Source organism: Arcicella rosea, assembly GCF_014204325.1.
Taxonomy (GTDB): domain Bacteria; phylum Bacteroidota; class Bacteroidia; order Cytophagales; family Spirosomataceae; genus Arcicella; species Arcicella rosea_A.
On sequence record NZ_JACHKT010000057.1, the window covers coordinates 1 to 10460 of the forward strand.

The 10460-nt window shown below is 35.7% G+C and carries 10 protein-coding genes; 8 read left to right on the forward strand and 2 right to left on the reverse strand.

The features are described from left to right. The first annotated feature begins 224 nt into the window (after positions 1-224). The 7 genes from HNP25_RS21285 to HNP25_RS21315 all read left to right on the forward strand — a co-directional run bounded on the left by HNP25_RS21285 (position 225) and on the right by HNP25_RS21315 (position 6905). Positions 225-1199, forward strand: coding sequence for an N-acetylornithine carbamoyltransferase (locus HNP25_RS21285; protein ID WP_184137736.1), 975 nt, complete (start codon positions 225-227; stop codon positions 1197-1199). Positions 1200-1252: 53 nt separating this feature from the next. Continuing rightward, positions 1253-2038 carry an acetylglutamate kinase gene (argB, locus tag HNP25_RS21290; RefSeq protein WP_184137738.1) on the forward strand — a complete coding sequence of 262 codons (786 nt, stop codon included), beginning with the start codon at positions 1253-1255 and terminating at the stop codon, positions 2036-2038. A gap of 39 nt (positions 2039-2077) precedes the next feature. Beyond that, on the forward strand, positions 2078-3007 hold the full coding sequence (locus tag HNP25_RS21295; protein ID WP_184137740.1) for an ADP-ribosylglycohydrolase family protein: 930 nt from the start codon (positions 2078-2080) through the stop codon (positions 3005-3007). Between the two features lie 20 nt (positions 3008-3027). After that, positions 3028-4107 (forward strand): M20 family metallo-hydrolase, encoded by a 1080-nt coding sequence (locus tag HNP25_RS21300; protein ID WP_184137742.1) that lies wholly within the window; start codon positions 3028-3030, stop codon positions 4105-4107. A 22-nt stretch (positions 4108-4129) separates the two neighbouring features. Beyond that, on the forward strand, positions 4130-5314 hold the full coding sequence (locus tag HNP25_RS21305) for an acyltransferase family protein (RefSeq protein ID WP_229202930.1): 1185 nt from the start codon (positions 4130-4132) through the stop codon (positions 5312-5314). A 22-nt stretch (positions 5315-5336) separates the two neighbouring features. Next, positions 5337-6674, forward strand: a complete 1338-nt coding sequence (argH, locus tag HNP25_RS21310; protein ID WP_184137744.1) for an argininosuccinate lyase — start codon at positions 5337-5339, stop codon at positions 6672-6674. Positions 6675-6764: 90 nt separating this feature from the next. Next, complete coding sequence (locus HNP25_RS21315; RefSeq protein WP_184137746.1) at positions 6765-6905, forward strand: hypothetical protein; 141 nt, start codon at positions 6765-6767, stop codon at positions 6903-6905. A gap of 162 nt (positions 6906-7067) precedes the next feature. Here HNP25_RS21315 and HNP25_RS21320 read toward each other — a convergent pair whose 3' ends face one another. Continuing rightward, positions 7068-7856, reverse strand: coding sequence for a LytR/AlgR family response regulator transcription factor (locus HNP25_RS21320; protein ID WP_184137748.1), 789 nt, complete (start codon positions 7854-7856; stop codon positions 7068-7070). A gap of 74 nt (positions 7857-7930) precedes the next feature. On the opposite strand from HNP25_RS21320, the gene HNP25_RS21325 reads away from it, so the two are divergent. Then, on the forward strand, positions 7931-8479 hold the full coding sequence (locus HNP25_RS21325; RefSeq protein ID WP_184137750.1) for a GNAT family N-acetyltransferase: 549 nt from the start codon (positions 7931-7933) through the stop codon (positions 8477-8479). A gap of 621 nt (positions 8480-9100) precedes the next feature. Here HNP25_RS21325 and HNP25_RS21330 read toward each other — a convergent pair. Beyond that, a complete protein-coding gene (locus tag HNP25_RS21330) occupies positions 9101-10057 on the reverse strand; it encodes a hypothetical protein (protein ID WP_184137752.1) in 957 nt (318 codons plus the stop codon). Between the last annotated feature and the right edge of the window lie 403 nt (positions 10058-10460).

Sequence of the window (10460 nt, forward strand, 5' to 3'; positions counted from 1 at the left end):
GAAAATCGGGAATGTCTTGAAAGAAAGTTTGCCAGTTCATCTGACAAAGTTCCTAATTTTATAAATAACTCGCATTTTTAAATGCGTTCAACCTGCAGTTTAAACAAAATCATGTATTATTTTAACAATTGAATTAACTTTGTAAAATATTCTCCAAAAAATTAATCTGCTTAGTCTTATTTGGAGGAATTAATCAAAATATTTGAATCAATCTGTTAAAAAATATGCAAAATTTTTTGTCGGTCAAAGATGCCGTTGATGTGCAAGCACTTGTAAAAGAAGCTCTATTATATAAAAAAACTCCTTACGCAGACAAACACCTTGGTAGAAATCGTACTATGGGGCTTTTGTTTTTTAACTCAAGTCTTCGTACTCGTTTAAGTACACAGCGTGCTGCACAAAATTTGGGTTTAGAATTGATGGTAATGAACGTCGGTCAAGATAGTTGGGGTTTGGAGTTTGAAGATGGAGCTATCATGGACGGCAACAAAGCAGAACACATCAAAGAAGCAGCACCCGTTATTGGGCAGTATTGCGATATTGTTGGGATTCGTAGTTTTCCTGGTTTGACCGACCGTGAAGAAGACTATTCAGAAAAAGTAATCAGTCAGTTTGTTAAAAATACTGGTCGTCCAATCGTAAGTTTGGAATCGGCTACTCGTCACCCTCTTCAATCTTTGGCAGATTTAATCACTATTGAAGAATTAAAAACGAAGCCACGCCCTAAAGTAGTGCTTACTTGGGCACCGCACGTAAAGGCTTTGCCGCAGGCAGTACCTAATTCATTTGCAGAATGGATGAATGCTGCCGATGTAGATTTCGTCATTACTCATCCAGAAGGTTATGAATTAGCCCCAGAATTTGCAGGGAATGCCAAAGTGACGCACAATCAAGAAGAAGCATTTAAAGATGCTGATTTTATTTATGCAAAAAACTGGTCTTCATATACTCAGTACGGACAAATTTTGAACCAAGACCCATCATGGATGGTGACGATGGAAAAAATGAAATTGACGAACAATGCTAAATTTATGCACTGTTTGCCAGTTCGTAGAAATATTGTTGTGGAAGATGCCGTATTGGATTCTCCAAATTCAGTTGTTGTTCAACAAGCGGGAAACAGAGTATGGTCTGCACAAGTGGTCATGAAGCAGATTTTACTTAGCATCATTAAAGAAGAAAGTCCTTATTTATTTTAGCTTTTGTTGAGGAAACGTTTGAGGAATTCCGAAAGCGTTTCCTTTAAAATAATATGAAATTAACAGTTGTAAAAATAGGTGGGAACGTTATTGATAATCCTGCTTTTTGTAAACAATTTCTAAGAGATTTTTCAGATATTCCTTCACCCAAAATTCTAGTGCATGGCGGTGGGAAAATCGCAACGCAAGTTGCTGAAAAACTGGGCATTGAAACAGTAATGGTTGAAGGTAGAAGAATCACCGATAAAGCGATGTTAGATGTTGTAACAATGGTTTATGGTGGTTTGGTAAATAAATCGTTAGTTGCTCAAATGCAACATTTCAGCGATAATGCAATTGGTTTGACGGGTGCAGATGCGGGCGTAATTTTATCGCAAAAACGTTTGGTTAAAACGGTGGATTATGGATTTGTTGGAGATATTGAAAAAGTAAACAGTACTTTTATTGATAGTTTGTTACAACAAGGTATTGTACCTGTTTTTGCTCCGCTGACTTTCGATAAAGAAGGAAATATGCTTAATACCAATGCTGATACGCAAGCACAAGCCATTGCTGTAGCCATGACTGGTACTTACGAAGTAAATTTGGTATATTGTTTCGAGAAAAAAGGTGTCTTATCAGATCCAGAAGATGATGATGCAGTAATTGCTGTTTTGAAACCAGAAGATTATGAAAAGTATAAAGCAGCAGGTGTTATTAATAAAGGAATGATTCCGAAATTAGATAATGCTTTTAAAGCATTGGCAGATGGTGTTTCGCAAGTAACGATTTGTCATGCAAAAGAAGTAAAACTAGCCGTGAAAGATGGAGTGGCTGGAACAGTTTTGAAAACCGAATAACCTATAAAATGATGACAGGCTTCGACCTGATTTACGTTTATGCAACACAGTAAAGGACTACTTTTTGGCATTGCTACAGGCGATGCTTTAGGCGTACCTGTAGAGTTTATGAGTCGTAAACATTTACAGGCAAAGCCCGTAGTGGGTATGCGTGAATATGGAACGCATCATCAACCAGCTGGTACTTGGTCGGATGATAGTTCGATGTCTTTTTGTTTGGCTGAACAACTGATTGAGGGCTATGATGTAGAACTACTCGCAAAGCGTTTGTGTAAATGGTATGAGTTTAATTATTGGTCATCTACAGGAACATTATTTGATATTGGTGTTTCCACCCGAAATGCCATCGACAAAATATTAAAAGGTGTTTCTCCTTATCAATCAGGTGAATGCGATGATTACTCCAATGGAAACGGATCGTTAATGAGAATTCTTCCTCTGGCTTTTTACTTGAAAAACAAACCAATCGATCAACGTTTTTGCATCGTGAAAGAAGTGTCAAGTATTACTCATGCACATATTCGTACCATAATTGGGTGTTTTTTTGCAGTAGAATTTGTGATAAATCTGTTGAAAGAAGAAAACAAATTTGAAGCCTATTACGAAACTCAAAATACTGTTAGAGATTATTTACATTTGATTCAAATCAAAAATGCTGAAATAGAACTTTATAATAGAATTCTATTTGATGATATTTCACATCTTTCACAAGATGAGATTTTCTCATCAGGCTACATTCTTCATACTTTAGAAGCCAGTCTTTGGGCATTTCTCACTACTGATAATTTTCATGATGCCGTACTCAAAGGCATTAATTTGGGTGATGATACCGACACCATCGGCTCTGTAACGGGCGGAATGGCTGGTTTGTATTATGGTTTCGACCAAATTCCTACCGAGTGGATTCATCTTTTAGCTCGCAAAGAAGATATATTTGACCTCACTGAGCGTTTTTCCAAACTTGGATAATTCGCAAGCCATCCAAAAACATGACCTTACAACAACAACTTACTCAAGACGCTATTGTTCTTTTAAAACAACTTATTGCCACACAATCTTTTAGCCGTGAAGAACAACAAACAGGTGATATTCTTGAAGAATTTTTCAGAGAAAGAAACATTCCTTTTCGTAGAAAAATCAATAACCTTTGGGCAAGAAACCAACATTTCAATCCAGCATTGCCAACTGTATTACTTAATTCCCACCACGATACAGTAAAACCGAATCCTTCTTGGACACTGAATCCTTTTGAACCTTTGGTCAAAGACGGAAAACTCTTTGGCTTGGGGAGCAATGATGCAGGAGGTTGTTTGGTAAGTTTATTGGCTACTTTCTGTTATTTTTATCATAGAAGTGATTTAAGTTTCAATGTACTTTTTGTAGCTTCTGCCGAAGAAGAAATTTCGGGCGTAAATGGTTTAGAATTATTGTTGAAAGAAAACGATTTACCAGAAATTTCTTTTGCCATCGTAGGCGAACCTACCGAAATGCACTTAGCCATTGCCGAAAAAGGTTTGATGGTTGTGGATTGTACTGCTCACGGAAAAGCTGGACACGCCGCCCGTGAAGAAGGCGACAATGCCATTTACAAGGCTCTTCGTGATATTGCTTGGATTCAGCAGTATGAATTTCCGAAAGTATCGCCTGTGTTGGGAAAAATGAAAATGTCGGTAACGATTATTAATGCAGGAAAACAGCACAATGTAGTGCCTGATACTTGTACTTTTACGATTGATTGCAGAGTAACCGAACAATATTCTTTAGAAGAAACTTTAGACACGATTCGCCAAAATATAAGCTCTGAGGCTGATGCTCGTTCAATTCGTTTGAAACCCTCTTCGATTCCTTTAGAACATCCAATTGTTAAAGCGGGGATTAAACTGGGAAGAACAACTTATGGTTCGCCGACTACTTCTGACCAAGCGGTTTTAGATTGTCAATCACTGAAATTGGGACCAGGGCATTCAGGTCGTTCGCATACTGCGGATGAATTTATTTATTTATCAGAAATTGAAGAAGGAATAGATTTGTATATCAAAATGTTAGGTGAAGTAATCATTTCAAAATAAGTATCCAAATTCCTCCAAAACAATGTCTCAACCATCATTTCCCAATCGACTTACTTCGGCAGATGTGTATCGTGGCTTTGTGATGTTTTTAATGATGGCTGAGGTTTTGAGTTTTGAAAAAGTTTCGGAAGCTGTACCCCAAAGTACTTTTTGGCATTTTTTAACTTTCAATCAATCGCACGTAGAATGGATTGGTTGTTCACTGCACGATTTAATTCAACCTTCATTTTCTTTTTTGGTGGGTGTGGTTTTGCCTTATTCAGTAGCCAATCGCTTGCAACATCAAGAGAATTTCACCAAAGTATTCAGTCATGTGCTTTGGCGTTCTTTGAAACTGATTTTGTTGGGCATTTTCCTTCGTTCGCAGTGGAAAGAACAAACAAATTTTACTTTTGAAGACACACTTACCCAAATTGGTTTGGGTTATTCTTTCTTATTTTTATTGAATTTCCGTTCTCAGAAAATTCAAATCGCCACTTTAGTATTCATTCTTTTGGGCTATTGGTTGGCTTTTGCTTTGTATCCTTTGCCTGATGCTAATTTTGATACCACAAGTGTTGGCGTTGCTAAAGATTGGTCGCATCACTTATCAGGATTTGCCGCTCATTGGAACAAAAACACCAATTTAGCTTCCGACTTCGACCAATGGTTTTTGAATATTTTTCCAAGAGAAAACCCTTTCGTTTTCAATGGCGGAGGCTACGTTACGCTCAGTTTTATTCCTACTTTAGGCACGATGATTTTAGGACTTTTGGCAGGAAATATCTTGAAAACCAATACTTCGTCTAATGAAAAGTTAAAGACTTTTATCATTTTGGGTATTAGCGGTTTGGTCTTGGCATCAATCTTAAACGCATTTGGTATTTGTCCGAATGTAAAAAGAATCTGGACACCCACTTGGGTACTTTTTAGCGGAGGTTGGTGTTTTCTGTTGATGGCATTTTTTTATTGGACAATAGATGTACTTCAAAAAGGGAATTTTGCTTTTTTCTTTTTGGTGATAGGGACAAATTCCATCGCAGCTTATATCATCGCCCATACGATTGATTCGTACATTGCAAAATCATTATTGATTCATTTGGGGAAAGATTATACCACAATTTTTGGTATCCCATATCAAAGCTTGGTGCAAGGAACATTAGTTTTAGGTTTTGAATGGCTAATTTTGCGGTGGATGTATCGTAAAAAGATATTTATAAAGGTTTAAACGAAATATAAAAGATAAAAAATTGAGCAAACTCTGGCAAAAAGATAATGTTTCGGTCAATGAAAAGATTGAAAAATTTACCGTTGGGCGTGACCCCGAATTTGATGTACTCTTAGCTGAATTTGATGTGTTGGGTTCTTTGGCTCATACGCAAATGTTAGAGAGTATCGGCTTACTTGAAAAAGATGAATTAGCCGAAATTCAGCAAGAATTAAAAGCGATTTACCAAAGTATTCAAGCAGGAGATTTTACGATTGAAGAAGGTATCGAAGATGTGCATTCGCAAGTAGAATTAATGCTGACTCGTAAATTGGGCGAAGCTGGAAAGAAAATTCACTCTGGACGTTCGAGAAACGACCAAGTTTTGGTGGATTTAAAACTTTTTACTCGGGCTCGTTTGCAAGAAGTAGCAGAATCTTCCAATCGTTTGTTTGAATTGCTACTTGCTTTGAGTGAAAAATTCAAAGATGTATTGTTGCCGGGTTATACGCATTTGCAAATCGCCATGCCTTCAAGTTTTGGTTTGTGGTTCGGAGCTTATGCTGAAAGCTTGGTGGACGATATGGAAATGTTGCAAACGGCTTATCGTTTGGCAAACAAAAATCCATTGGGTTCTGGAGCTGGTTATGGTTCATCTTTTCCTTTGAACAGAACCATGACGACAGCATTGTTGGGTTTTGATAATTTGCATTATAACGTAGTGTATGCCCAAATGTCTCGTGGTAAAACTGAATTGTTTGCCACCACTGCCATCGCTCAGTTTGCTTCAACGCTTTCGAGATTGGCGATGGATATTTGTTTGTATAATTCTCAGAACTTCGGTTTCATTAAATTACCTGATGAAATGACGACAGGAAGTTCGATTATGCCACACAAGAAAAATCCTGATGTGGCAGAATTATTAAGAGGAAAAACCAATCGTTTGAAAGGGCTTCCCAACGAAATTATGTTGGTAATGGGCAATTTGCCTTCGGGTTATCATCGTGAAATGCAGATTTTGAAAGAAATTTTGATGCCTGCTTTTGATGAAATTTTGAATTGTTTAGATATGACTTACTTCATGCTTTCAAACATTCAAGTAAAAGAAGGCATTTTAGACGATGCCAAGTATGATTTATTATTTTCGGTAGAAAGAGTAAACGAATTAGTTTTACAAGGAGTGCCTTTCCGTGAGGCCTATAAAATTATTGGAAACGAAATCAATTCAAATACTTATACGCCAAACCGTGATTTAAAACACAGTCACGAAGGAAGTATTGGCAATTTATGCAACGAACAAATTTCTGCAATGATGCAAGAAGTAACGGCAAAATTTGGTTTTGATAAAGTACAAAACGCCATCGAAGATTTACTGAAATAAACATTTTTTTCGCCTCAGTGAAGCAAAAAATCATTGAGGCGAAAACTAATTGAAAAGTAATGGCGTTAATCTGGAAATCACTCATAAACATTGGAAACTAATCAGACCCCACCCAAAAAAGACTTTCGTGCATGGCTCAAACGCTTAGGTTGGGCAGGTTTTTTCTTTTTCTTAATCAAAGGATTACTTTGGTTAATTGTACCTTATTTAATAGCCAAAGGCTTTTTTTAGTTGTGAATTAGTGAGTTAGTGAATTGTGAATTAGTGAGTTGTGAATTAGTGATTTTTATTTTTTAGTCCTTCTGTCTCAAAATCCAAACATCTCCAACAAAACCTCTTTCATCTTGTCTCTTGCTTCTTTTGTCTTCAAGTCCTAAAGTCCCCCCAAAACATCTAAATCTCAAACAAAGCCTTAATCGCCTCTCCAAAAGTACCGCCCGAAATCATTTTACTTTGAGCCTTATCTTTCATCGTAATTAGAAATTTTCCATTGAAATGCTTCTCAATTTCCTTGATTTTCAAAGTATTAACAATATTCGCTCTGCTGATTTGTAGGAAATTATTTGTCGGTAATTTTTCAGCAAGAATTGAAATCGTATAACTCGTCAAGTATTTTTGCCCATCTAAAGTCATCAAAAAAACATACTTATCGTCAGCCTCAAAATGACTAATGTCCTGTAAATCAATCAATAAAATCTTGCTTCCTGTTTTTACAGAAATTGAACTAATTGATTTTTTAGGCTTCATTGCCTCAATCATTTTCAAAAGATTATCGTTAAATAAATGCTCTTGATTGTTGGCTTGTTCAATTTTTGCTTTTGTATTGGCTTGCCAAAGTTTAAGTTTTTGCACCGTTTTGTCTAATCTTTCATACTCGATGGGTTTGAGTAAATAGTCGATTGAATTTTCCTCAAAAGCCTTTATTGCGTACTCATCAAAAGCCGTGGCAAAAACCACCAAAGGCATAAAAGTAAGGCGAGAAAGCATTTCAAAGCCCGTCATCACAGGCATTTCAATATCTAAAAAAATCAAATCAGGGCGAAGCGTTTCTACCAACGAAAGCCCTTCTGCACCATTATTGGCTCGTCCGATTATCACAAAAGTATCTGTATATTTGCCCAGCAATCTCTCAAGGCGATTGATAGCCAGTTTTTCGTCGTCGATAAGTATTGTTTTAAACATAGATTTTTCACACGATTTGCCAAATCGCTGGTTAATTTTTGATATACACGATGTGGCGAATCGTGGAAAATGTGATGATAGAAATATATTCAGAACGATTAAAATTAATTCCTTTAGATAATGATTTACTGACGCTCTGGTTTATCCAAAGTAGAGAAAAAATGGAGCGAAAATTAGGACTGAATCCATCTAATTGGCAAATTGAAGATTTCTTCAAAGCCGAAACTTTGGATGCTTTAGTAAATTTCTGGCTTCCGATGACTGCCGAAAACCCTGATAACTTTTTTTGGTACACCAATTGGGAAATCGTTTTAGTTGCCGAAAATATTTCTATCGGCGGCATCGGTTTTGCGGGTTTCCCAGACCAAGATGGCGTAACGATGGTCGGCTATTTTATTGATGGAAAACACCGAGAAAAAGGTTATGCAAGCGAGGCTCTCAAATGTTTGTTAGACTGGGCGAGCCTTGAACCATCTTTAAAAACCATTCTTGCCGATACGCCATTTTTCAATTTACCATCACAAAATGTACTTAAAAAAGCTGGATTCCGAGAATTTGGCATCGCCGAAGTACATCATATCGAAAAAATGCAAGTTAAAAACTGGAAATTGGAAGTACGATAGCTTTTTAGCTTTTTTTGCTGTGAGCTATGAGCTACGAGCTTTGAGCTTTTTTAATTAAGGTTCGCTCAAGGCTCATAGCTGGGAGCAAGCCCACATAAACTGAATTCTAATACAGCTTTTCTGACTATCAACTTAATTTGACTGAGCTTTAACTCAGATTTATGGAGTACTGACTCAGTGCAAGCGAGTAGGTACTCCAATTTTCTGAGCTACAATGCAGTTTTGGCGAGCTTTAACTCCAATTTTCAGTATCATAGCTCATCAAAACTGCCATCTAATACAGAAAAACTGAGTTACGATACAGCTTTAGTGAATTAGGAGTATTTAGCTTTGAGCTTTTTTTAATTAATGCTCGCTCATAACTCAAGGCTCAAAGCTCAAAGCTAAACCGAGCTAATCGGCAAACTAATAATCACTACTTTCTCAGGCGAATTACCCTTGCTTGGCGTAGTGTTTCACTACGTCAGAGTGTATTGCAATGTTACATTGCAAAAATGCAACGCATTTTATAATTATGTCCCAAGTTGTTTACTCATATACTACTAACGGATGCCTTCTAAGAAGGCTTGACACTCTGCCGTAGTGTAAAACACTACGGGCAAGCGAGGGAAATTCTATCTTTTACTTTTTAAGAATATAATTTGTCTTATCCTTATTAAAATTGTCTTTATTTTTAAATACTATTACTTTCTCATTTTCGAACAAAACAAATTTATCTATAGGCTTAAAAGATGAATCTGTAATTCTAAAAAAATCACCACAATAATTTAGTGATGCTCTATATTTATTGTTAATAATTGATGTTTTTAATTCCCTATTTTTACAGCTATAGATGCTTTCAACAATTTTATACTTATCTACTTTATCAATAATCAACCTTTTACTATTTAATAGATTGATTACCTCTAACTGTGGTTTGCTTTCTTTATAGTTTTTAAAGTAATATAGACTATCGTTATCAATAGCAAAACTTGTAATAGCAGAATCAATCATACTGAGCTGATTTTTAATTATATCAAACTCATATAACATAAAATCTATCCATATATATAAGTTATTTTTTTTTGTAACTATTTTAGCGTTAACATATTCAACATCTTCTAAGTCAAATTTAGAAATAGCTACAATTTTAGCGGTTCTATTAAAAATATTGATACAGACTATCTTAAATATTTTCAATTTTCTATCTATTTCGATAGCGTAAATATTTTCCTTTGCTAAGTCCAATGAAATGCCAACTATATCAACAGAATCATTTACCTTATAAATCACTTTATTTTGTCTATTTGTAATGTCAAATGTAAATAACCTTTTATCATTTATATATAATAATATTTTTTCATCAATCGCTGCTATTTGGTCATTTCCCAAGTCTTTAGCTATCAAATGACGACTTTTCGTTTTTAAATCTGTTTGAAATAATGATGCTGTAGAAGCATCATCTTCATCAGTCCACTCAGATGTTATGAGTTTATTTTGAATAATACACTTCACATCACCAGTAATGGTCTGTGTTTTTTGCGAAAAAGCTTTAATAAAAAGAGTTGCTAAGAAAAAGGTAATGATTAATTTTTTCATATTAATTAAAGTATTAATGAACTATGAACGTGATTTTGATGACCCGCTTTCAGATCTTCTCTTTTCTCGGTCTGGTCGTTAGTTTAGCGAAGCGTTCCCTTGCTTGGCGTAGTGTTTCACTACGTCAGAGTGTATTGCAATGTTACATTGCAAAAATGCAACGCATTTTATAATTATGTACCAAGTTGTTTACTCATATACCACTAACGGTTGCCTTCTAAGAAGGCTTGACACTCTGAGTTAGGAGTAAAGTAGCTTCGAGCAATGAGCTTTGAGCTTTTTTTAATTAAGGTTCGCTCAAAGCTCACTGCTCATATCTTGCAAAAGATTTTTATTTGCTTAAAAAAGTACAATTTTGTATTTACTTCAAAATGGGATAAAAAAGTAATCTGTCATATCGCTA